Origin of the sequence: Legionella busanensis, assembly GCF_900461525.1 — a bacterium.
GTDB lineage: Bacteria > Pseudomonadota > Gammaproteobacteria > Legionellales > Legionellaceae > Legionella_C > Legionella_C busanensis.
Genome location: NZ_UGOD01000001.1, coordinates 1,408,076 through 1,432,383, shown reverse-complemented (window position 1 = coordinate 1,432,383; position 24,308 = coordinate 1,408,076). Strand labels below are relative to the sequence as shown.

Below are 24,308 nucleotides of genomic sequence, written 5' to 3'. Positions count from 1 at the left end.
GGTTGATGGAGAATCTTTCCGCTTTATTCATTAGGACAAATAATAAGGATAAATTAGCGCAAATCTACACAAATAGATTATTAATTGCATCTATATTAAAAAAATTCAAGCACTTGGTAGAAAATATAATCAATTATAGAATTTTATATCAAAATTGATGTATAATCAGCCAGCATTAGATTTTAAAGATCGACGAGTTTTATATGTCTATTATCATAACAGTTTTAGGAAGCCATGAGAAAAAAAAGGATACTCAAAATTTAAAAAGCCAAAAAGCCGCCCTTCTAAAAAAAATTTTAGGATGGACGAGTGATGAATATACGCCCCCTAAGGCGCCTAAATTCCATTATCTACTCCAGCAAACGCTTTGGGACGTACCAGATAATTTCTTTAATCGTAAAATTTATACTAAAGGTGTTACTGTTTTTTATTGTATTGATGAAGAAGCCGAAGAAAGGCCAATTGCTACAGATATTAAGGAAATTCATGCTCAATCACCAGCTAAAATCATTTTAGTTGGGGCTGATAAAGAAAAATTAGAAAAATTACGAAGAATGTCAACAACACCTATCATAGAACCACCCTCTCAGTCAAATAAAAAAGTTGGCGTCAGAATTCATCAAACAGTGAGTGACGTTATATCTGCTTCTGATTCCATAGCCAATATATTAGATACAATTAAAACCTCAAAGCCTGAAGATAAAACAAATTATTACTCAAAAAAATACCTAGAGTTATGGAATAAAGGGACTGAAAATCATACTGACAAGGATACAGCCGATTATTACGCTGCTTTAAAACTATTAAAAGATTATTGTAAATCCGATTCGACAGACTCTACTGCTATTGCCTATGTTAAATTAGCTTTTACATGTCATCTAGGGCGGACTCACCACTCTACAGTACGGGGATTGGTAAGAGAAGAGTTTAGTAAATCTTCGGAGAAAACTGTTGAACACCTTTTAAATACCTTAAAAGATAAGCTAAAAAGTGAAGCTATTAACTCTGAAGGTAGTTTGGCAACACGAATAAAATTTATCCAAGATATGACTAATTTAAACGTCTTTGATTTTTCTAATGATAACCAAAAAAAGAATGATTTGAACAAGGGCTTACAGAAGTAGTTTAATTAATACTTATCAAACTAATTTGCAGGATAAAATTGACAATTATCTAAAGATTCCGTACAAACATAGCCGCCCAATGTCTCAATCCAACGATAATCAACACGCGCCGGAATTTTTACTAAAGCAGGCCACCAGATAGAATAATTACCTAAACTATTTTTATAAAAACAAGCCACGCCACGGCTATAAGCACCTGCAACTAAAATATTAGCCCGAAGAAACTGTGTATTATCATCCCCTTGTGGTTTATGCTCAGAAAAAGGATTTTCCTCCCAAGGTTTAGGTATTTCACCCCATCTTAGTGAGCTTGTCAGTGGATCAGGGCAAGTCGCAGCAAATGTTAAAGGGCAAAATAGATTCATCAGTAAAACTTTACAAAGAATTACTCTTTTCATTATTACCCTCTCCATTGCTTTCTTTCTATGATTATTAAATTGGCGCACTTTATTGTCAATTTTTTTTACCTTTAGAAACAGCTATTGTTTAAGTTCATTTCTTTGTTATAATCCCCCAACATGCCGGGGTGGCGGAATTGGTAGACGCGCCGGATTCAAAATCCGGTGGTGGTGACACCGTGTGGGTTCGAGTCCCACCCTCGGTACCATTAGTTATTAATGATCTAATCTTTATTTATATTTAGGCTTTTAAAAATTAGTTAACTCATTTTTACAGATGCTGAGTAAGCAAGGCGTTCTTCCTCACCATTAGACTCTTTCATAGAAAAAATAACATTATTTTTGAGAGAATTAGGTATCTCTTTTTCTATTTTATGGGAAATATTAAGTAATTGCTCTGGTGATACATTATTCAGTATATTTATAGAATAACCAATAATTTTTAAATTTCTAGAATCATACAGTGGTTGTATACCATATCCTTCAGATTGTAACTTAGTTTTTAAGCTTTGAGGAAATTCAATATCTGGTGCATCGGAAGGTGTTCGAGATGGCGCTTTGGAAAAATCGATATCTGCAAGTAATTCTTTCGCCTTATTTAATTCGGCATTTCTTAAGTCCATATGTCCATGCTCACTAGGATCATATATACCACTGTCAACAATTTTTAATCCTGCGTCATTATAACGTACCTTTTCGCCTCTCGCCTGAATAGCTTCTCTTTCCTGAACCATATCCGGATATTGTTCTTGACCATGCCGTTGAACTTTTTCCCAAATTTCATTATATTGCTCATAAAGCCACTGCATGTCTCGTTTCATTTGTAATCTAACTACTTTTATTAATGGATCTTCCTTGCCATCAACTACCGGTTTTATTGAAGGCTTTACTCCCTCGTACTTATCAACCATATTCTGGTAATTAATCGCAAAACAACTTGAAGAAGTTTTCTGTTGAACAGTAGGTGTAGGTTTAAAGATTATATTTCCTTGACCAAATTTACGTTCTAACTCTGCAACTATTTCTTTAGGCGGATTACCGTAGGGGCTTGTAGAGCCAAAAGGATCTGAATACTCAAATACAAACTTATCGTTATTCGTTTTTTTTACATGTGCATGCACCGCATGTTGTCCGTAAAGGGTAATAGGAATGAATAACTCTTTAGCGTCTTTATTTTCCTCAAAATCCGTCATTGCGTTAACAACTTCCTCAAGGCTACCATGTGTAACGTGAGCATCTCTTACCATCACACCCTGTCTGGGATTATTCTTTACATAATATTGAAATAAAATATGATCAGCTGCTCCTTTTGCTGCTTCATTTACATTTTCACTAATCAAGTCTTGATGATGTCCATTTTTTTTCACTAGTAACTGAGCTGCTTGGCTTTGATAGAAGGGATCATTTTTGTCTTTCATAGGTTTTTTTTAAAATAATTAATATTCTTAGATTATACTAATTATTTATTATTTGATCAATTTTTAAACAAAAAGTAAGTTTTTAAATAATTTAATTATTTCTTTTATCTTTATTTAATAGTTGCATTAATAAAAAAATATTGGTGTTTTTAATAGAATTATTTTTATTAAAGAATCTTAATAAAACCTCTTAATGGCTTTAAAAAGATGCTAATGAACAAACTTTAAAGTATGTAGGTCTAATTTCTCCTCTGCTAATTGCGTTTGCATCTTGATTTTAATCAAAAAAGGAATAAAACCTAAAGCTAACAAAAATGACAGTTGATATAAGCCTACCCAACCAAGCCACATTTGCAGTAAAGCAGCAACCGGGCCTGATAAAATACGCGGTAAACTAGAAAGCGCAATGAGTGCTGCAAATTGCGTTGCGGTAAATTGCTGATTGACAAGCCGCATAAAAAGCGCAACTAATGCCGTTGATCCCATACCTGCAGCAAAATTATCGCATGCTACCGCAATTGCAAACAAAATAAAATTTTTACCTGCCATTGCTAATGCAATAAATAAAAGATTAGTAAATGCCTGAATTAAACCAAAATAAAATAAGGCCTTAAATAAAGAAAAACGCAAAAGCACAAGACCTGCTACTAATCCACCTAGTAAAAGAGTGCTGATACCTAATAGTTTATTGACATAACCAATTGTATCAAGTGGAAAGCCTATTCCTTGAATTAAAAAAGGCATCACTATTCCACTCGTGGTGGCAGTAAATGCCTCTCCTAATTTGTAGAAAAAAATAAACCATAAAAGAGAAAAAATATTAGGTCGCTGCATTAAATCTCTAAGCGGTTTAATAAAGGATGATATTAGATTATCAGTTTTATTAATTTGCCTAACAGGTTCTTTACTCCATAATGTTGTAATAATCCCTATCCCCATTAGCAAACCCATACAATGATAGGTAATAGACCAGCCAAAATAGGAAGCCATAATTAAAGCACCGGCGCCTGTAATCAGTAAAGCCAATCTATAACCAAATACGGCAAATGAAGCACCTAAACCATGTTCATTAACAGCAAGGTACTCAACTCGATGCGCATCAATAGCTGTATCTTGCGTTGCTGAAAGAATAGCTAATATTACGGCTAGAAAAGCTAAAGCATAAGCTGAATCACTAGGTTTATACATGGCCATTAAATTAAAACCAATGCATAAACTAAGTTGAGTGATAAAGATCCATCCTCGTCGTTTACCTAAAGGTAATATTGTATAACAATCAAGGAACGGTCCCCATAATACTTTATACAAGTAAGGAAGCCCAATTAGACTTAACATGCCAGTTGCTAATACGGACATGCCACTATCAGCAAACCAGGCTTGCAATGTACTTGTCAATAGAGCCAATGGAAGACCAGATGAAAAACCTAAAAGAAATACAATCAATATCCGTTTATTCATCTTAATTATTTTTTAGATTAGTCTAATTAATAAGCCTAAATTAAAAAACACTTATAGCTTTTTGCTATAAGTGTTTTTACTGTATTAACCGTTAGCGTCAGAAGATTTTTTGACAGAAATTAAATGAATTTTAAAAATTAAAGTTTCATTAGGACCGATAGCACCACCAATACCGCGTGGGCCGTAAGCTAAAGAAGGTGGAAGATAAACTTCCCAAGTTGAGCCAGCAGGCATTAATTGTAATACCTCAGTCCAACCAGGAATAACTTGCGATACTTTAAATTCTGCTGGTTTGCCAGACTTTTCTGTGCTATCAAATACCTGACCATCAATAAGTTTACCTGTGTACTCAACTGTGACTGTATCATCTTTACCTGGTTTTGCACCTTTACCTGTCTCCAGTGGTTTGTATTGTAAACCGCTAGGTAAAGCTACTACGCCATCTTTTGTTTTATTTTGGTTCAAAAATGCATCACCCTTTGCCTTATTTTCATCAGCTTTTTTAGTAAATTCAGCGTTTCGTTTTGTCATTAGATCTTTCTGAAATTTGTTTAAAACATCCTTCATTTGATCATCAGTTAATTGAAGTTGGCCGCCACTCATACCATCTTGTAAACCCTTAGCCATTGCAGAGGGACTAATATCAATACCTTGTTTCTTAAAATTACGTCCTAAATCAGCACCAATACTATAAGATAGCTTGTCCATGTCACTGCTTAAAGTGGTACTAGTATTAGATGTTGTGGCACTAGTATTAGTACTATTGTTAGCATTAGTAGAGTCTGCCGCAGCAAATGCCGTTGACACTACTAAGCTTATCGCGGCAGCGACTAATTTCATCTTCATAAACAATTCCCCTTGTTAACTTCGTAAGATTTAAAATCATGAAAAGTGCCTGGTTATTTTGCCTAAATTTAATTTAAATTGCTAGTTATAGAAAGATTAGGATAATTAAAACTTAAACAATGTAAATAAAAAAATTAAAAATAGCTTTATTTACCCTATTTGCTAATTTTCTAACGTTTTTACAAACAAAATTTAGCTAAATTAAATTTTTTTTACGCTTTTTAGCGTATACTTATATTGTTAATAATACGCATTCCTTCTACACTTGATATTTTATCTCTTTACCTTAAAACCATGAGTATTAGCCTCTTTGATTTATTTTCTATCGGTATCGGCCCTTCTAGTTCCCACACTGTTGGCCCTATGCTTGCTGCGAATACATTTATTAACCAAGTTGATTTACAGCAAAGCTTATTAAACGTTAAGCGAATTAAAATAGAATTATACGGATCTTTAGCATTAACAGGTAAAGGACATGGTACTGATAAGGCAATTCTTAATGGTCTTGAAGGCAAACTACCTGATACGGTCGACCCAGAAAGTATGGTGCCAAGAATGCGGGAGATCCTTAGGACGCAAAAAATAAAATTAAATGGTAGCCATGAAATATCCTTTAATGACACCCTTGATTTTTTATTTCTACAAAAAGAATTATTACCCAAACACAGCAATGGCATGCGATTTATTGTTTATGATGGTAATGATGAGATTCTCTTTGCTCAGATCTATTATTCAATTGGTGGCGGGTTTATTGCTACTGACGAACAAATGGATCAAGTGTCTCAGCTAGAAAATAATCTACCCTACTCTTTTTCCACTGCTGATGAATTACTGCGCCATTGTCGAGAAAATAATTTAACCATTGCTGAATTAATGATGGCCAATGAACAGACATGGCGAGACACAGCGTCTATTAAGGCAGGAATTGTAAAAATTGCCAAAGTCATGACTGATTGTATAGAAAATGGCTGTCATCATGATGGCATTTTACCTGGCGGCTTATTACTAAAAAGACGGGCACCTGAACTTTATAAAAAATTAACTAACCATCAGGGTATTAAAAGTAGCTTTGAACATGCTGACATTATGAATCGCTTAAATTTATATGCTATGGCGGTTAATGAAGAAAATGCTGCCGGTGGCCGTATAGTCACAGCGCCTACAAATGGTGCTGCAGGCATCATTCCTGCTATTTTAAAATATTGCCAAGAAGCACACCATAAGTTAAGTAATGAAGATATCTATAACTATTTCTTTACAGCAGCAGCTATTGGTATTCTTTATAAAAAAGGGGCATCTATTTCTGGCGCTGAAGTAGGTTGTCAAGGCGAAGTTGGGGTTGCTTCTTCAATGGCCGCTGCAGGCCTTACGGCAGTTCTCGGCGGTACAATTGAACAAATTGAAAATGCTGCTGAGATAGCCATGGAGCATCACTTAGGTATGACTTGCGATCCTGTGTTAGGACTTGTACAAATTCCGTGTATTGAGCGCAACGCCATGGGAGCTGTTAAAGCAGTTAATGCTGCTCGTATGGCGCTTATGGGTGATGGCTGTCACTATATTTCTTTAGATAAAGTAATTAAAACCATGAAACAAACTGGCCTTGATATGCAAACTATCTATAAAGAAACTTCTATGGGAGGTTTAGCAGTGAATCTTCCTGAATGTTAATTTCTAATAAATATGAAAACAGTCTTCCACATCTAAATACTGCAAGCTGTTCAGCGTGTTGCATAAATAACTGTTTTCCTCCCTGTATAAACTAATGTCATTACGGCTGCGCCGTAATGGCAGGAGAGCTATGTGTTGACCAGCATTTGCATATTTTAAAAATAGATTGCTAATGCATTTAGATCATTGAGTTTAAATTTTATTAACCATATATTCTGTGAAGAACTGGTTATTATACTGCGATTAATTAAACTGCGACTATTATCCTTCCATTTTTGCTCTCTATAAACTTTCTTTTACATTATAAATGGAAACTCTGTATTTTATAGCATTTTGCTAAATGCTAATCTTATGAAAAACCCTGCTTATTTATATCTCATTCATTTCTGCAATTATATACGCAACAATGCCAATTCATTTATAACCTTTTGAATTCAAAAGTAAACTATGCTTGCTATTTTTAGAGTTAAAAGATGATTTGCTATACTAATTAATGAAACAACTCATGAGGAAAGATGATATGCCTAATAAACCTTTAAGTAATCCCATAGAATTTTTAAGCGCTTATAAGGCTTATTTTCATATACATGATAGGTCTACCGGTTCATTTTCACGGAAGCTATGACAGATGCCACTATCTCAATAGACAAGATAGAAAAGCATATTTTGAATGAATTAAAGGGGATTAATAGTAGTAGATTAGATGATTTAGATGTAGAAAATGCTGCAAAATTATTCAATATGGGACAAAAGATTGTCGATTACGTAGGCAACAATGAAGCACCATTAGAATCAAGAATAAAACTATATGATTTTGCTGAGGAATATAAGTTTTCTGATAAATGCTTGTCTAACCCTCACGACCTGAACCCAAGTAGCGAAGCGGATAATGATGAGGACAAAGGCCACCATAATAATCCTCTATAAAGGTGTGCAGATTTTTATTGTTGTAAAGAATTATACTTAATGTACCAATATAAAAATTTAATTAATTTTTATATTGGTACATTAGCATGAAATGAAGTTTGGTAACTGCAAAAGGCTATAGTTGTTGATAAATATAGTTATCTAAATGTATTATCAATGGCTGCCTTTAAAGAATCAAATTGAATGAAAGTTTTGCTAATAATATTTTTTAAACACGCCCTAATATTAGTCTCTAACTAATAAAGTCCTTCTTTTGTATTGATAAACTAGCACCAAACTTGTAATAAATATCCATTCACCAATTAATAATTCGACAAAAGCTAATAATAAATTTGTAGAAAGTTTGCTAATAATGATTACCGCAATTGTAGCGCTGCCCATATTAATAAAACTCATTATAGCAGCACCGCTGGCTTTATCTGATATAGCATTTGAAGCAATAAATGAAGCGCTAGCTAAAACGATACTACTAAAAAGATATAGGTGAGTAGTACTTAGAAAAAACCATAGAGGCGAGTTTGATTGTAGCTCCCACATAAGTAATAGGCTTATAATACCAAGTGCGCTCATTACTAAACCCATTAAAACAACTTCAATCGGTTTGTATCTAAGCAGTAACTTTCTTGACCATAGACCGCCAATAAGCATTCCAAGCATATTAATTAAATTCCAATATCCATACTCTGCAGGTGATAAGTATAGATAATCACTAGCAATATGTGGCGCTACAGCAGCAAAACAATAACTAATAATCGTACAATAACCAACAGCACAGGCAAAAATCACAAGTGTTTCGCATTTTAGCGCTTCTTTATAGTTGTTAAAGATTGTTTTAATATTGATAGGTGTTTTTTGCCTTAATGTTTCAGTAAACAAAAAAGTCCCTATGAACATCCCAATATTTTGCAGTAGTAAAAGTAAAAAACAGCCTGACCATAACCAATATTCTGTTATTACACCTCCTAGAGTTACTGCTAAACCAATACCTACAGTAGCAGATACAATTGTATAAGCCATTGCAGTTTTTCTTTGTTCAATAGGCAATAATTCATTAATTAACATATAGGTGCAAGATAAGCCACTAGCCGAGCCTAAAGCAGCTAATAAGCGCCCTATCTCAAATAGGTGGTAATTCATATAATGTGCTGCAAAAATGCAGAGTAAATTACCTACTAAATAAACCAATAAACCTGTCCTTAAAGCAAAAAGGCGTCCAAACCTATTTGCTATTGGGCCATAAATTAATTGACCAAAGACATAGCCTACTAAAAAGAGACTAATTAACCATTCTACTTCACTTTGGTTTAACTTAAAATCTGCCTGAATAAGTGGTAAAGCGGGAGTAATAATAACGCCTGCAATAGATGGGACTGATAAGTAAGCTAGCAACAAAGCTATTCTTGCGCGTGATATCATCAATATACTCCTATAGCTATTTTCACATACTATAGTTAAATTGATTATTAAGATAAACGTAGGTAATAGTTAATACCTATTAACTATTAGTTAATAATTTAACTCAAATTGATAACATTGATTTCCCTGATTATAGAAATTGTCACTTATAGCATAGCCAACGATGACTGCTAATTGTTGATTAATATAGATTAGGGGAATTTCATCGCGAAGCCATGGAGGCACATGCCATTCTTGCAATAATTTTTTTAAAATCTTTGTTTGCTTACGCCAATAAAAACGTTCTCCACCGCGCCGAAAATGAATAGAAATATGAGCACCATCAGGAACGAATAAGCCTTCTTGAGTTAAATTGGCTTTCAGAGTACCTACTGCCTCAGGCAATTTTAAATCATTAGGAAAATCAACCCATTCAATAGAATTTAAATTATTTTTCTTTTGCTTATTTATTAAGTAAAGGGAATTTTTATAGCGATAAATACAAAAATTTCCCCAGTTAAGCTCTGGGATACTATCTTTTCTTGCTTCTATTATTTCGGGCACTAATCTATTAAAAAGTTTAGTTTCGGGTAGGTAATAAGTGTTTTTCTTAAGCCACACTCTTAAAATATTTTGTTTTCTATTTCTATTGAGATCTTGTAAAGGTATAAGCGAAAGCTTATTGGTTACACTATTTAAATTGGGATAATCCAGATGAGCTAATTCATCAAGATTACTTTGAGCTTCACGACTATGATGTGCTGTGCGCGCCAAATTAATAGAAACCTTTGGCCACCGTGTTTGTAGTAGTGGAATAACTTGCTGTCTTAAAAAATTTCGTGTGTAAGTGCAATCAAAATTACTTTCATCCTCAATCCAATTCAAACCGTGGTGTAAGGCATAATTTTTCAGTAAACTACGAGAGTGGGTCAATAAAGGTCTTGCTAAATAACCACAACCGAAAGCTCGCCAGTCAACCATTGCAGAAAGACCTGCAATGCCTGCACCGCGAAATAATTTTAACAATACCGTCTCAGCTTGATCGTCCAGATGATGCCCAAGTATTAATGCGTCATTTTCCTTAACGATAGAATGAAAAAAATCATATCGGGCCTGCCTGGCCCGTTCTTCAACATTTGCACTTTGGTTAAAGCTTACTTTATGGGCTAAAAAAGCCACTTTAAAACGCTGACAAATCTTCTCGCAGTGGCTTTGCCAAAATTCAGCTTTTGGGCTTAAGCCATGATTAATATAAACTGCCGTTATCTTATCCGCTAATAAAGTCTCTTTACTTAATATATGTAACAATACTGTTGAATCAAGGCCGCCACTAAAACCAACATACAAGGTATTGCAATATTTAAGTTGATTAACCCAACTAGAGGTTAAAAGTGTGTCAATTAGCAGCCCCCATACCCATAAATTTTTCGTAGCGCTGATCGAGCAATTCATTCATGGGTAATTCTTTAAGCGCTTGCAACTCTTCTAAAAATAGGCTTTTTAAGCGTGCAGCCATGGTTTCAATATTCCGATGCGCGCCTCCTAAAGGTTCTTTAATAACTTTATCAACCAAACCATGCTCATAAATTTTATCAGCTGTAATACCCATAGCTTTAGCTGCTTCACTGGCTTTACCTGCATCTTTCCATAAAATAGAGGCGCAACCTTCAGGAGAAATCACTGAATAAATACCAAATTGCAACATCATAACCCGATCTCCTACGCCAATCGCTAAGGCGCCGCCAGAACCTGCTTCACCTGTTATCGTACAAATAATAGGCGTTTTTAATTTAGCCATTTCTAGCAAATTTCGTGCTATCGCTTCTGACTGATTGCGCTCTTCAGCACCAATGCCAGGATAAGCACCTGCAGTATCAATGAAAGTAAAAATAGGTAATTGAAACTTTTCAGCCATTTTAAATAAGCGTAAAGCCTTGCGATATTCTTCAGGCCTTGCCATACCAAAATTGCGATAAACTTTTTCTTTAGTACGCTTGCCCTTTTGATGACCTAAAACTAAGACTGGTTCATTATTTAAACGGGCAAGGCCACCTATAATAGCAGGTGCAGCTGAATAATGCCGATCACCATGTAATTCTTGAAAATCGGTAAAAATATTTTCAATATAATCTATTGTTTGTGGCCGAAGAGGGTGTCTTGCCATTTGGGCAATTTGCCATGGCTCTAAGTTTGCAAAAATAGAAGCAGTTAATTCTTCGCACTTCGCTTCAAGTCGGGCAATTTCTTCACTTAAATTGACTTCATTATCATTTCCAACCATGCGCAATGCTTGAATTTTTTGATTTAACTCTTCAATAGGTTGCTCAAAATCTAAAAATTGTAGGCTCATACATTACTCGTTGGCGAATTACTTCTCGTACGCTATGATACCTTTAACCGTCTTTTGATGCTACCTTTGACACAATGAACTCTTCTTTATTTGAAGTAATATCTACTTATGATCTTGAACTTGCACCTAATCGTATCGATATTTGGCAATTTTCTCTAACCCAAGCACCTATTAACAGAGATATAATTCTAAACGAAGAAGAATTAGCTAGGGGAAATCGATTTTACTTCCCGCACCATAAGCGTCGCTTTTCCATTGCCCGTGCTATGTTACGCCTAATTTTAAGTCGCTACTTGCAACTAAACCCAGAAATGTTAACGTTTTCTTACAATAAATATGGCAAACCCTCTGTAATCAATAATAAGCAGCTAGAATTTAATATCAGTCATTCACAAGATTTAGCTATTCTAGCTATCGGCCAACAATTTCCTTTAGGTGTTGACTTAGAGTTTTTTTCTGCAAGGCCTTATAAAGGTATTGCTAAACATTTATTTTCAGAGCAAGAGCAAAAAGAATTAGCCAATTTACCTAGTTATTATCAACCTCTAGGTTTTTTTAATATTTGGGCGCAAAAAGAAGCCTTTATTAAAGCTTGCGGCATGGGTCTAAGTTACCCTACTGAGCAATTTTCAGTAAATATAGTATCCTATGGACGACAAACAATATTTGATCCTCTTCATCAGCAACTTGTTTCTTTAGTATCATTTATGCCGGCCATGGCCTGTTGCGCAGCACTATGCTTTGATCCCAGCATCTTATCACTACGAAAAATAACTTTACCTTCCAATCAAGATTTTTAAACTTACATCTTTAAAAGAGAAATATGCCAGGCCTATAAGAAAATCTTTGTAGCCGCTTGTAATATTAGGAAGCTATTAGTTAGTTTATATGGTATTACCTAGTTTGTTGTGTAGAGTAATTTCTTGTTAACAAAAGTGATGCTAAAATAAGCAAATTTTTTATAAATCAGATCATTTCATGAAGCGATTTACGCCAATTCAATATCAATTACTTGATTTTCTTGCAAATGGTGATTGTAAGAGCGGCAATGCCATAGCAAAAGAAATTGGTGTATCGCGTACTGCTATCTGGAAACAGATTAGTCAACTAACCGATTTTGGCTTAGATATTCAGCGTAATGCGCGACAAGGGTATCAGTTAACTCACCCATTTATTGCTTTGCATGAAACAACAATACGTCAGTATTTAGAACAGCTTGATTATAAAAAGCCGTTAGATTTACATTTGTTTGCCGAAATTGATTCAACTAATCGCTATTTAAAAGACTTACCTAGTAGTACGATTACAACTATATGTTGTGCTGAAACTCAAACGCAAGGACGTGGACGCTTTGGACGTACATGGGTTTCTCCTTTTGGAGAAAATATTTATTTTTCTGGACGCTGGCAATTAAATTGTTGTATTTCCAAACTTTCAGGCCTAAGTTTAGTTATAAGTTTAGCCATCCTTTCAGCCTTAAAATCCAATAATATTCAAAAAGATATTTATTTAAAATGGCCAAATGATTTAATGTGGCAGCATAAGAAACTCGCTGGTGTTTTAATTGAATTAATAGCTGAAGCTAATAGCTGTATAGAGATAATTATTGGTATCGGTATTAATATTAATACTAAAAATAAACTTTCTCCTGAATTACCTTGGTGCTCTTTATACGACATGACAAGCTTACATTTTAATCGTAATCAATTAATTGCTTCCTTAATTACAACTTTAGATTTATTTTTGCAGCAATTTCTTGATGAGGGCTTTAAAGCTTTTCATGATGAATGGCAGCAAGTTGACTATTTAGATGGGCAGTATATTACAGTTTTTCAGCCTAATTTAACGTTAAGCGGCTATGTTTGTGGAGTAAATGAATTAGGCCAATTACGCTTAATTGATGATAAAGGAAAGTGTCATTATTTATCATCTGGCGATACGAGTTTAAAAAATCAAGCAATTTCAAAATAAGTTTGCCCCAAGTTGATCTAAGCTACCTGGGGACTGGATGACTGCGAGTAAAATCGGGTTATACAGATCCTTCGTTATCAGATTCTTTTTCTTGCTGAATACGCAAATAAATTTCTTCACGATGAACAGAAACATCTTTAGGGGCATTAATACCTAAACGCACCTGATTTCCTTTTACTCCTAATACAGTGATGTTTACATCATCACCAATAATTAACGTTTCACCAATACGCCGAGTCAAAATCAACATGACTAATCTCCCTTAATTGCAGCTAATGACTTCCATAGATACATCCATGGCGCACAATCTAGCTACAGTTTGAACAACAAACAATCATTTTTAATTGTTTGATTGTAATTCTACACAATGTTTCTTAACAAAATATTAAGAAATAATGAATTTTATTTAACCGAAAATAGATAAATTATACTTTTTCATTTAAAGTAACAGCCTATGTAATTCTCTAACTACGGCCAAATTAATTATTACACCTGTAATAAAAGGAATTAACTTAGCATGAAACATTTAACTGAACTAAAATCTTGGCGTGCATTGAAAGAATATGCACAGAAAACCAGCGCTAGAAGTTTTAGTGACTTACAGAGAAGTTCTGTACGAGATAGAAACTTATACATCACTATACCTGAGCTTACTATAGATTTTACACACCAACAGGTCGATGATACAACCCTTGAATTACTATTTAATCTCGCAAATGAAAAAAAAATTTCAGACAAGATCAAATCCTTATTTAGTGGTGAAATAGTTAATCAAAGTGAAAAAAGACCAGCCTTACACACTGCTCTTAGACAGCCCATTAATCAACCAATTTTGGTTAATGGCTATAATGTGATGCTTGATATCATTGACACACGCGAAGAGATGCGGGTCTTATCAGAACAAATCCGCCAGGGCCAGTGGTTAGGCTATACAGATAAAGTCGTAACAGACATTGTAAATGTTGGTATTGGCGGCTCAGATTTAGGACCACGTTTTTGTATCAATGCACTTAACGACTGGACATTAAAAAAACTAAAATATCATTTTATCCCGGATGTTGATCCTTATAGTACTAAGCAGGTTTTAGAAAAATTAAATCCGGAAACGACTCTTTTTATCATTTCATCTAAATCATTCAAAACACCAGAAACTCTGCATACTTTAACCAAAATTAAAGCTTGGGGCAGTTATAAAGATTTCGATGAACGACATTTTATAGCCGTCACTGCCAATTCAGCACAAGCTAAAGACATGGGCTTTAAAAAAATTTTACGTCTATGGGATTGGGTAGGCGGTCGTTTTTCTATTTGCTCAGCAATTAATTTTATTACTGTTATTGCCATAGGTTATGAATATTTTATAGAGTTTTTATCTGGAGCCCACGCAATTGATAATCACTTCTATAATAACGATTTTTCTAAAAATTTGCCCGTTTTATTAGGTTTAATTGGAATTTGGAACAATAATTTTTTAAATATTAATACCCACCTTATATTAGCCTATGCTAGACAACTTGAATATTTTATCTCCTATGTTCAGCAACTAGATATGGAAAGCAATGGAAAATCTGTTAATAATGATGGAAAGCGAGTTGATTATTCTACAGGACCTATTGTTTGGGGCGGACTTGGAAATCAAGCTCAACATAGCTATTTTCAATTACTCTGCCAAGGTACACATCGTGTGACAGCTGATTTTTTAAGCCTTGAATCTTCCAAAGATGAAATGATTAATTACTTTTGCCAGGCAAAAATAAACGTTTTAACACATGGTATAAGTGATAAGCATAATCTTAATAATGATATTCCTGGTAATATGCCCTTAAATCATATTAGCTTAGCTACATTCTCACCATTTAATATTGGCCAGTTAATTGCTCTTTACGAACATAAAATATATACACAAAGTGTTATTTGGGATATCAACCCCTTTGATCAACCTGGAGTCGAAAGCGCAAAAAGGCAATATAATAGCAAGCCTGTACAATCGCCTATAACAACATCATCTAATTAAAGACAATAATTCTAATTAAAAAAAAGCAATTCTAAATTAACTTAAATTTGCTATAAATTATCCCCTATGTGCCTCGGTTTATTAGAGGCAGCGAAGGATAAATTAAATTTGATTAAAAAATAAACCTGCATGAAAATGATTTATACAACAAAGATTGTTCTTAGTTGAATATTTTTCTGGATGCCTTGGACAAGCTGAAGCACATAGGCGATAGAGCAGATGCGACAAATGCTTTGTGAAGGATTGTATTTTTATGTGGGTAGGACGAAAGTGAGCATTGAAAAGTGCACCATAGATAAACTATGGAAGCCTTCCTATCTACATGGCACAGGCTTTGTAGGATTATTAAAATAGATGACCTAATGGCAACAACTGAAGACCATCCCTGTCCTTCCCACGTAAGCAAGAATCTATTTCTTTGTAGGCACAGTGCAGGTGTAAGGATAGATTTCCGCGAAGGCGGAAAATCTATCCTTAAGTTGGATTTTCGTGCAAGATGCGCCAAATACAGCCTTTCACCTACTTAATTTGCTTTTCACTCAAAAACAGTGCCATTAATACAATAAAGAAATAACCTGAGCCTGAATAAAATAATAAAGAATCGGAGAAATTTCCTATGGATATTAAGATTAAAAGCGCAATTGCTGGAAATCGCCACTCTCTTAATGTAAGGGAAGCTTTAAATAGGCTTAAAAATAAAATTGCATAGCTTAACAAGCCTAATAACCCAAACTCAGCTGCAGTTAACCAATATTGACTATGGGGCTCTAATAATTTATGCCCCCAGCCAGGAACTGGATTTTCTAGACTGAAATAATGGATAAAACTTCCTGTACCATTACCGATTAGAGGCTCTCGTTTAAAGAGCTCTTTAGCAAAACTATGAAACTGTAAACGAAAACCAATGGGTGTATCTTTATTTTGTTGAAAATATTTAAAGTCATTACTTAAGGCTGTTATTCCTACTTGCATAATTGGACTAAATTTATAAGCAAATCCAAATAATAGTAAAATAGAGAAAACACCCATGATAGCTTGCCGTTTATTTAACATCTGAATAGCTAGAAGAGATATTAAAACAACATAAAGAATATATCCTAGACGTCCTGCGTTAATAAAAAGTATCTGATAACTATAGATAGCAATGAGAATGCCATAAGCAAACCGCGAGTAGCCTTGTCGTTTAAAAAATAAATAACCAGCCAAATAAGTTGCAAAACCCATCATCATGCTGGTCATAATATGATTACGAAAAACATGATCTGAATATAGGTTTGCTGAGGTTAAAATATTTAAATCTTTGGCAATAGATAAAAAAGCTGTAAGAAGCATAGCTAGTAAAAAAGCATGTACTCCTAAGTTGCGAGCTTTTTCATTTTGAAAACCTACCAAGAAAATAGGAAGATAGAGTAACTTACTATATTTCTCAATGACAAATAACTTTATCTTGATACTTGCAGGGCTCCAAATACAACCAAGCAAGGCAATTAATACAAAAAGTAATAGGGCCTTACACCAAGTGTGAGTTAATAGATTTTTGATCTGGGCACGGAAATTCGCTGATATAAGTATAGTAGCAACTGCTAATCCTACAAAAATACTTTTACCGCTAGAGCTAATTGGGATGGCAAACAGTAATGCAGTTAATAAAAATGTGACTGATTCTTTAGTAATATATCTTGGCCAAGAAAGTTGAGCTATTGCCATAGTTTATGTCTAGTAAAATAAAAACTATAAATAGTAATATAATTAAGGAAATAAACAATATATTTCTTTTTAACAACACTTTAAATTCAATTTATTTATATAGTTAGCCTGTCACAGGTTTTTACTCACTTTAATTGGCATCTATAATATTGAAAAATAAGGTTTTAAAATCTAGTATCGCCATTTTAAGTAAATTCGAGATATACTAGCTTGATGTTTAGAAGGTGGATTACGAATGCCTTTTAAGGCTCAATACAATAATATTTCTGATAACTATGCTACTGCTGATATGTTTCAATCCATCAGCCATAGTCATCAAGAAGCAATTAATCAGATTAAAAAAGCGCATTTGGGAAACCAAGCGGGTTATAAAGTGCTTGATTTTGGCGTTGGTAACGGTGCCTTTTTAGAAAAGCTAAAAACTTATATGCCTGACGCTGACTTTACTGGTATTGATATTTCAAGCAAAAGATTAGCTTTAGCAAGAAAAGCATTACCATTAACCGCAATTGAAGCTAGCGCAACAGAAGCAAGTCGTTTTTTACCTCACCATAGTCAGGATTTAGTTCTTGCTCATTTTATAAATGCTTATATTCCTATTCATACTTTATTTAACCAAGCGGATTTATTAACGCATGAAAATAGCTATTTTTCTTTAATTACTACAACCTACGAATCATTTCCTGTTGCTCAGCAACATTTAGCCAATTTTATTGCCGAGGATTCATTGGTAAGCACTGTGGTTGGTCATTATTATAAAGCCATGGTCAGAAATACAACGGTTTCTGCTAGTTTAAATGAATTATTACAAGTATTTAATCAACACCAATTTCAAGTTGTTGAACACAAACGCTTACATATACCAATTCAATTAAATAATGTTGATGAATTAGCCCGTTTTGGCGTCGAAGGTACTTGGTTTTTAAATAGTATTTCAATAAGAATGCTACCTAAAAATTTTTTACTGGAGCGGTTAAAACGTCTATTCAGTAGAATATTTACTTTTCCATATCATGATACGCATATCATTGACATTATATTGGCTAAGAAATAAAAGTTTTAGAAATTAAACGTAAATAGTTTATTAAAATATTACATCACTTAGGTTATTTAGCTAAGTAACGTCTATAAGGGAGTTTAGGATGTTATATCAAGCCATTAAAAATTATTTACCAACAAGCGATTTAAGGCAGCAGCAAACTAATAACATTGTATTGATAACCTTTTGGAGCCAATTTTCTGTTTACGCCTTAAATACCGTTCTAATTTTGTTTTTAACCCGTCCACTTATTGAACATGGATTGGGATATAACCAAGCTAAAGCTTATGCTTTTATTGGTGTTACACAGGCTACAAGTTATCTTATGCCTGTATTAGGCGGCTTTATGGCGGATCAAATTTTAGGGCTTAGGCGAGCCATTTTATTAGGCAGTATTATGCTTGCCTTAGCTTATCTATTCGTTATGTTAAGTGGTTATACGTTAACTGGCTTAGGCGATAAACTCTTTATTGCAGCTTATGCCTTAATCCCTGCCACTAACTCTCTCTTAATGGGTACTGCATCTGGCCTTGTTTCTCATATTTATAGTGATGATGCAATTAAGGCAAAATCGGCCATGACCTATTATTATATGGCTATTAATGTAGGCGCTTTACTTGCTACATTTATTGCACCCATTTTGATGGATAGTCCATATGGACCTTTATCTATTTTAGCCCTTGCTTTTATGGGTAAATCATTAGCCGCTTTAAATTTTGCAAAACGATATGCACTTTACAATAATGTGGTTTATGGCCGTGATAAAAAACCAATGTCATCAAAGGCAAAACTACAATTATTTATTTATATAATTGGTATTTATACGTTTACATTACTTGCTTACTCACAAGTTTACTTAGCTAGTATTATTATTGGATTGGGTTGCGTAGTAGGAATATTTGCATTTTTAATTAAGACAATTCGGCTGCCTAAACAGGCTCGCTTGAAGCAACTTGTCGCTTTAATCCTTGTACTTGAAGCGATTATATTTTTTATTATTTATAATCAAATGAATAGTACGCTCATATTATTTGCAGAGCATAATTCCGATCTAAAATTATTAAATTTTCATGTTTCACCTGCGCATTATCAATTATTAAACCCTCTATTAATTATCATTCTTGGTTTACAATTACCGCAGTTTTATCGGCGCTTCCCTAAATTTACTATCCCCTATCAATTTGCTATGGGGACAATTTTAGCAGGGTTAGCTTTACTAATAATGGCTTTTGCATCAATTACAGCCCAAAATGGCTATGTAAATGGTAATTACATAGGTTTAACCTATATCCTTATTACTCTAGCAGAGCTTTGGGTAAGCGCTATTGGGCTTAGTATGATTGGACTTTATTGTGACAGCCAAAATTTAGGTTTCGCAATGGGTGTTTGGTATTTGGCGTGCTCCTTATCAAATACTATCTCTGGAAGGCTAGCGTCAATAGTAGCTATTCCTGAGAAAGCATCCTCTACTGTTGCAGCATTACCAATTTATACTCATTATTACTTTTGGTTGGGCTGTCTTGCTCTAATTTCAGGCACATTAATGAGCTTTGGTGCCTATATTATGCAAAATAAATTTAAGCGAGCAAAGATTGCTATTTTCTAGCCGCTAATTAGCACCGCTCATGGTAAAAGCCAATCAGTTATACTGCTTTAACATCAGAGATCAAGATTGTTTCTCTTAAATACTTTGTCAGCACGATAGCTAGAACGAACTAAAGGGCCTGAAGCAACTTCATAAAAACCTTTAGCCAAGCCAATTTCACGAAATTCAAGGAATTTTTCAGGTGTTACATAACGGGCAACTGGGAGATGATTTCGGGTTGGCTGTAAATACTGTCCAAGCGTAAGTATATCGATATTCTGAGCCCGCAAATCGTCCATGGTTTTAATAATTTCCTCATCTGTTTCACCTAAACCAAGCATTAAACTTGTTTTAGTTAATACATCAGGTCTATATTGCTTGGCAAATTTTAACACATTTAAAGTTTGCCAATAGCCTGCTCGATTATCTCGAACTGGATGAGTTAAGCGTTCAACAGTTTCAACATTTTGAGCAAAAACATCAACGCCGCTGTCAAGCAACGTGATAATATCTTTTTCAATACCTTGAAAATCTGGTGTTAATGCTTCAACTTTGGTAGAAGGGCAACGTGCTTTAATGGCGCGAATTGTCTCTGCATAATGCTTAGCTCCACCATCAGCTAAATCATCACGATTAACTGAGGTTAAAACAACGTAATCTAAATTCATTAAAAAAACTGTATTAGCTGTATTATTAGGCTCATCTTTATCTAACCAGCCATGCGGATTACCTGTATCAACAGAGCAGAAACGACAAGCCCGGGTACAAATAGCACCCATTAACATAATTGTGGCCGTACCATGCGACCAACACTCGCCAATATTTGGGCATTTAGCCTCTTCACAAACCGTCGCTAAACGATGTTTAACAACTTCATCCTTTACTTTATTATAATTTGGTGTTGTTTGATTAACTATCCTTAACCATTTTGGTTTAGGTAATCTATCGCCACTGGTAGAGCTCGACTTTATCCCATCTTTAATAGCCGTTATTCCCTGTTCGGTCTTATATTTATGGCCACTCTCAACTACAACAGGAATATCGATTAACTTACTCATGCTAATACCTATCAATACAAGTGCCTTGATAATCCCAAATCATACTCATAAGATCAAGTAGGACTTCGTTTATCTTGCTTTTTACGCTCATTAAGTAATTTTAGTAATAATTTAGCATGGGATCCATCACAAAAGGGTGGATCTTTTGTTTGTTTACAAGCACAAAAATATACAACATCTGTGTAAGATGCATAATATTCAACGCCTAAATTACAGTCTGCCCGATCACATAATGGTTGAGTTTGGCTTTTGCCACAGCTACACCAACGATATGTTTTGCCTCCCTCAACTTCTACGGCCATAGGAAGGTAATTACTTAAATCATCTTCCATAAATATTCCTTAACAATTGAATGTTTTATTTTAATCACTATAGATAAACTTTTAAAAATTTTCTCTGGTAACGTCTGACTTAGGCAGTAGCCATGTTATTAAAATAGCTAATACTAACGTCATAAAGATGACAATCAAATGATTTAAAATATATGGATAAATGGCCAATATTGCACCAATAATGATTAACAAAGATTTACTTAAACACTGTAATGGACTTAAATATTGTTGCCAGCGGGTACGACGTAATAAAAAAACTATCAGCAAAGAAAGTAATATAAAAGGAAGCACATAAATAAAGGTATAAATTAATTGATAGGTTATTTGCTTTCCTATACTAAGCTGTTGACTAATTAACCATTGATTAACAATTAAAGCAAAATTAGGTGAGTTGTTGAGCTGTATATAGCTTTGAATGGCAAAAGCTGTTAGCAAAGCAGTCATGAATGTAATAGCTATAGATGAAGAAGGAGCAGATTTTTTTAAAAAAATTAAAGTAAAAATTATTAAACCGAGGCCAATTAAAATGGCAGGTATTTGAAATAAAGCAATAAAATCATGGAAGAGCGATAAATGGGCTATCTGAAAATAATGGGCAATTCCAATTCCTAATATAAAACCTGACAAAGTAATAAATATTGTCTTTCTATTAGGTAATATTAGTAAGAAAGCAATTATCGTGAGAAGCAAGAGGGTTACAGAAGGATTTAAAGCATCAAGTAGTGCCATGATAAAAATAAAAGTAGACGTGGAGTTCGCCGATGTAATATTTTCCTCATACCAATTTGCCAAAGACATCTGCTTTAATGTTTGTATTGCTGGATCGGATAACTCACCATTTTTAATAATTTGGTCATGACAATAATTAAGGCCAGCAGCAAGCTGAGCGCCTGATTGTTCAACACTTCTAAACCCAACCCAGCGGCTATTACAAAAGAAAATAGCAGGAACTGAATAGTCATCAATGTTTTGTTCTTGTAGAAAATCATGAAAGGTGATTAAAGACTGTTTATCTTTATTAATAATATAATGATTTATTTTTATCCACGGATTACGTTTAGCAAAATCACTTAAAAATGTCTGTGCCTTTTGACAGAATGGACAAGTTGATATTGTAAAGAGGTTAACTTCTAGGGTGACATCTTGAGCATTTTTAGTAAACCATCGGTTTTGAGAAGTACTCGCCCAACCCAATAGTATAAAAAAACAGATTAAACAGCTTAAAATTAATTTTTTATACATTCTCTGTTGCCCTTCCTTGCTTTACTTAAAATTATAATAATATTTTTACCTTAGCGAGGTTTAAATTTTAAAAATTATTTATATTTATTTATTTTACCGTTTAAACTCAATATTTAGCTTCTATTTAAATGTTTTTATTTTAAACATAAAGATAAATATTGCATAACTTACAAAAGGCTGAAATAATCGGCAATTTGTACCATCTTGCTACTAATGCAATCTTCATGAAAAAAAATAATACTTATTACCTTATAGGGATCCTTTTACTTTTCTGCGCGCAAACTATGGTAGGCATGAATATCGTTTTGTCAAAAAAACTGGTAAATTCTATCCCTACTCTAGTATTAATAAATATACGTTTTACACTAGCAAGTATAATTTTATTACCTCTACATTGGTTAACACCAGCAAGTAAACAAAAAATATCTACACATCTTTCCAATTTAAAAGCTAAAGATTGGTACTTTATTACGGCTCAAGCTTTATCTGCGGGCGTTTTATTTAATGTGTTTATGTTAATAGGTTTACATACAACAGATGCTAACATAGCTGGCATTATTACGAGCACGCTACCAGCAATTATAGCTGTTATGTCTTGGGTTGTTCTAAGAGAAAAATTGTCTACTAAAACAAGTCTATGTATTTTATTTGCTACCTTAGGCCTTTTTGTTATTGCTTATGAAAAATTTAGTAAGCTCAGTAGCGATCACTCATTTTTAGGTGATTTTATTATTTTTATCGCTTTACTTCCTGAGGCAGCTTATTATGTGTTATGCAAAATGCACATTTATCGCTTCCCCGTTTTTCTGCTTTCAGCAATTATGAATGGTATTAATGCGTTAGTATTATTACCCTTTTTTTTATTTAATTTTAGTAGCCTCTTTAGCATTACTTTAGTAAGTTGGGGGATATTAATCTGCTTAGGTCTTAGTACTAGTTTGTTTTATATCTTATGGTACTTTGGTTCTCAACGGGTTGATGGGGTTATGGCTTCTCTATCTACGGCTATAATGCCTATTAGCACTGTCATTTTTGCTTGGGCATTATTGGGTGAACAACTTACTAATACACAATTTTTTGGTATGGGATTGGTCATTATCTCTATCGCCTTTTACACTAGGCGATAGCTAGATTACGAGTGAATATAAGCTTCTAGATGCTCTATTAATCGCGATTTATCTTCAATTAATGAAAATAAAACATCCCCAATAGAAATAATAGCTACTAACTTACCATCTTCATTAATTAAAACATGACGACGTTTAGTCATGGTAATAATTTCCATGGCTTTCTCAACTGTATCATTAACATCTAAAATACTTACATTCTTATAAACTATATCAGCTGCTGTAGCTATATGTGGATCTAACCCTTGGTGCAGACAAGTACGTACAATATCACGCTCGCTGACTAACCCTATAAGTTCATTGCGATCATGCACAACTAAAGCGCCAATATCCTTATCGACCATTAAGTTAACACAATCCATTACAGTAAACGCTGGATCAATATAAGCAATTGGACGACGGGGTTTTGGTAAAATGGAATAAATTAAATTAGCCATGATATCCTCTTAACAAGCCCAATTTACTATCAGTATAGTTGATGAATGTTAGTTATGGCATTTTGAGGAGGAAATTTAGAATAGGAATACTAACTTATTTCACTGATTATTGCTTCGCCCACTAAGCTTTATACAGCCTTACAATTTCATTCAGCGCAGACATGTATTACAATACATGTCTGCGCTTTAATCAATTGCGTTCTGTCGAA

At 34.0% G+C, this 24,308-nt stretch carries 22 protein-coding genes and 1 tRNA gene; 10 read left to right on the top strand and 13 right to left on the bottom strand.

Features of this window, described 5'->3' with window-relative positions; translation table 11 throughout:
• Window positions 1-203: 203 nt before the first annotated feature.
• Window positions 204-1,124, top strand: a complete 921-nt coding sequence (locus DYH30_RS06460; protein WP_115330862.1) for a DUF5617 domain-containing protein — start codon at window positions 204-206, stop codon at window positions 1,122-1,124.
• A 20-nt stretch (window positions 1,125-1,144) separates the two neighbouring features.
• Here the strand turns inward: DYH30_RS06460 and DYH30_RS06455 are convergent, their stop codons facing one another.
• Window positions 1,145-1,522 carry a DUF3757 domain-containing protein gene (locus DYH30_RS06455; RefSeq protein ID WP_115330861.1) on the bottom strand — a complete coding sequence of 126 codons (378 nt, stop codon included), beginning with the start codon at window positions 1,520-1,522 and terminating at the stop codon, window positions 1,145-1,147.
• A 122-nt stretch (window positions 1,523-1,644) separates the two neighbouring features.
• Here DYH30_RS06455 and DYH30_RS06450 point away from each other — a divergent pair.
• Window positions 1,645-1,731, top strand: a tRNA-Leu gene (locus DYH30_RS06450).
• Window positions 1,732-1,782: 51 nt separating this feature from the next.
• Here the strand turns inward: DYH30_RS06450 and DYH30_RS06445 are convergent.
• From DYH30_RS06445 to bamJ, 3 genes are all read right to left on the bottom strand, one after another.
• Window positions 1,783-2,940, bottom strand: coding sequence for a hypothetical protein (locus DYH30_RS06445; RefSeq protein WP_115330860.1), 1,158 nt, complete (start codon window positions 2,938-2,940; stop codon window positions 1,783-1,785).
• A gap of 210 nt (window positions 2,941-3,150) precedes the next feature.
• Window positions 3,151-4,398, bottom strand: a complete 1,248-nt coding sequence (locus DYH30_RS06440) for an AmpG family muropeptide MFS transporter (RefSeq protein WP_115330859.1) — start codon at window positions 4,396-4,398, stop codon at window positions 3,151-3,153.
• Between the two features lie 84 nt (window positions 4,399-4,482).
• A complete protein-coding gene (bamJ, locus tag DYH30_RS06435) occupies window positions 4,483-5,244 on the bottom strand; it encodes a BamJ family beta-barrel-assembly machinery protein (protein ID WP_165482107.1) in 762 nt (253 codons plus the stop codon).
• 294 nt (window positions 5,245-5,538) lie between these two features.
• On the opposite strand from bamJ, the gene DYH30_RS06430 reads away from it, so the two are divergent.
• Complete coding sequence (locus DYH30_RS06430) at window positions 5,539-6,915, top strand: L-serine ammonia-lyase (RefSeq protein ID WP_115332517.1); 1,377 nt, start codon at window positions 5,539-5,541, stop codon at window positions 6,913-6,915.
• Between the two features lie 621 nt (window positions 6,916-7,536).
• Window positions 7,537-7,842, top strand: coding sequence for a hypothetical protein (locus DYH30_RS06425; RefSeq protein WP_115330857.1), 306 nt, complete (start codon window positions 7,537-7,539; stop codon window positions 7,840-7,842).
• A gap of 225 nt (window positions 7,843-8,067) precedes the next feature.
• Here the strand turns inward: DYH30_RS06425 and DYH30_RS06420 are convergent, their stop codons facing one another.
• The 3 genes from DYH30_RS06420 to DYH30_RS06410 all read right to left on the bottom strand — a co-directional run bounded on the left by DYH30_RS06420 (window position 8,068) and on the right by DYH30_RS06410 (window position 11,587).
• Window positions 8,068-9,258, bottom strand: a complete 1,191-nt coding sequence (locus DYH30_RS06420) for an MFS transporter (protein WP_115330856.1) — start codon at window positions 9,256-9,258, stop codon at window positions 8,068-8,070.
• A 90-nt stretch (window positions 9,259-9,348) separates the two neighbouring features.
• On the bottom strand, window positions 9,349-10,689 hold the full coding sequence (gene tilS, locus DYH30_RS06415) for a tRNA lysidine(34) synthetase TilS (RefSeq protein ID WP_115330855.1): 1,341 nt from the start codon (window positions 10,687-10,689) through the stop codon (window positions 9,349-9,351).
• A complete protein-coding gene (locus DYH30_RS06410) occupies window positions 10,634-11,587 on the bottom strand; it encodes an acetyl-CoA carboxylase carboxyltransferase subunit alpha (RefSeq protein ID WP_115330854.1) in 954 nt (317 codons plus the stop codon). Before DYH30_RS06410 ends, tilS begins: the two co-directional genes overlap by 56 nt.
• Window positions 11,588-11,661: 74 nt before the next feature.
• Here DYH30_RS06410 and DYH30_RS06405 point away from each other — a divergent pair, with 74 nt between their 5' ends.
• Window positions 11,662-12,387 (top strand): 4'-phosphopantetheinyl transferase family protein, encoded by a 726-nt coding sequence (locus tag DYH30_RS06405; protein ID WP_115330853.1) that lies wholly within the window; start codon window positions 11,662-11,664, stop codon window positions 12,385-12,387.
• Window positions 12,388-12,565: 178 nt separating this feature from the next.
• The gene (locus DYH30_RS06400; RefSeq protein WP_115330852.1) at window positions 12,566-13,558 is read left to right on the top strand and encodes a biotin--[acetyl-CoA-carboxylase] ligase; all 993 of its coding nucleotides are present in this window, start codon (window positions 12,566-12,568) and stop codon (window positions 13,556-13,558) included.
• A 58-nt stretch (window positions 13,559-13,616) separates the two neighbouring features.
• On the opposite strand, the gene csrA is transcribed toward DYH30_RS06400, so the two are convergent.
• Window positions 13,617-13,808, bottom strand: coding sequence for a carbon storage regulator CsrA (gene csrA / locus DYH30_RS06395; RefSeq protein WP_115330851.1), 192 nt, complete (start codon window positions 13,806-13,808; stop codon window positions 13,617-13,619).
• A gap of 267 nt (window positions 13,809-14,075) precedes the next feature.
• Here csrA and pgi point away from each other — a divergent pair, with 267 nt between their 5' ends.
• Window positions 14,076-15,572 (top strand): glucose-6-phosphate isomerase, encoded by a 1,497-nt coding sequence (gene pgi / locus DYH30_RS06390; RefSeq protein WP_115330850.1) that lies wholly within the window; start codon window positions 14,076-14,078, stop codon window positions 15,570-15,572.
• 519 nt (window positions 15,573-16,091) lie between these two features.
• Here the strand turns inward: pgi and DYH30_RS06385 are convergent.
• Entirely contained in the window at window positions 16,092-17,279 is a 1,188-nt protein-coding gene (locus tag DYH30_RS06385) for an O-antigen ligase family protein (RefSeq protein WP_115330849.1), read from the bottom strand.
• 235 nt (window positions 17,280-17,514) lie between these two features.
• Between DYH30_RS06385 and DYH30_RS06380 the strand changes: the two genes are divergently transcribed.
• Both DYH30_RS06380 and DYH30_RS06375 read left to right on the top strand, forming a co-directional pair.
• On the top strand, window positions 17,515-18,333 hold the full coding sequence (locus DYH30_RS06380; RefSeq protein ID WP_115330848.1) for a class I SAM-dependent methyltransferase: 819 nt from the start codon (window positions 17,515-17,517) through the stop codon (window positions 18,331-18,333).
• 88 nt (window positions 18,334-18,421) lie between these two features.
• Window positions 18,422-19,924: a peptide MFS transporter gene (locus tag DYH30_RS06375; RefSeq protein ID WP_115330847.1), complete on the top strand. Its 1,503-nt coding sequence runs from the start codon at window positions 18,422-18,424 to the stop codon at window positions 19,922-19,924.
• A 53-nt stretch (window positions 19,925-19,977) separates the two neighbouring features.
• On the opposite strand, the gene lipA is transcribed toward DYH30_RS06375, so the two are convergent.
• From lipA to DYH30_RS06360, 3 genes are read right to left on the bottom strand one after another with little or no spacing between them, the layout of a single operon-like run.
• Entirely contained in the window at window positions 19,978-20,961 is a 984-nt protein-coding gene (gene lipA / locus DYH30_RS06370; protein WP_115330846.1) for a lipoyl synthase, read from the bottom strand.
• 53 nt (window positions 20,962-21,014) lie between these two features.
• The gene (locus DYH30_RS06365; RefSeq protein ID WP_115330845.1) at window positions 21,015-21,293 is read right to left on the bottom strand and encodes a CDGSH iron-sulfur domain-containing protein; all 279 of its coding nucleotides are present in this window, start codon (window positions 21,291-21,293) and stop codon (window positions 21,015-21,017) included.
• Between the two features lie 51 nt (window positions 21,294-21,344).
• A complete protein-coding gene (locus tag DYH30_RS06360; RefSeq protein ID WP_115330844.1) occupies window positions 21,345-22,535 on the bottom strand; it encodes a thioredoxin domain-containing protein in 1,191 nt (396 codons plus the stop codon).
• A gap of 224 nt (window positions 22,536-22,759) precedes the next feature.
• On the opposite strand from DYH30_RS06360, the gene DYH30_RS06355 reads away from it, so the two are divergent.
• Window positions 22,760-23,662, top strand: coding sequence for a DMT family transporter (locus DYH30_RS06355; protein ID WP_115330843.1), 903 nt, complete (start codon window positions 22,760-22,762; stop codon window positions 23,660-23,662).
• Window positions 23,663-23,667: 5 nt separating this feature from the next.
• Here DYH30_RS06355 and DYH30_RS06350 read toward each other — a convergent pair whose 3' ends face one another.
• Window positions 23,668-24,099 carry a CBS domain-containing protein gene (locus DYH30_RS06350; protein ID WP_115330842.1) on the bottom strand — a complete coding sequence of 144 codons (432 nt, stop codon included), beginning with the start codon at window positions 24,097-24,099 and terminating at the stop codon, window positions 23,668-23,670.
• Between the last annotated feature and the right edge of the window lie 209 nt (window positions 24,100-24,308).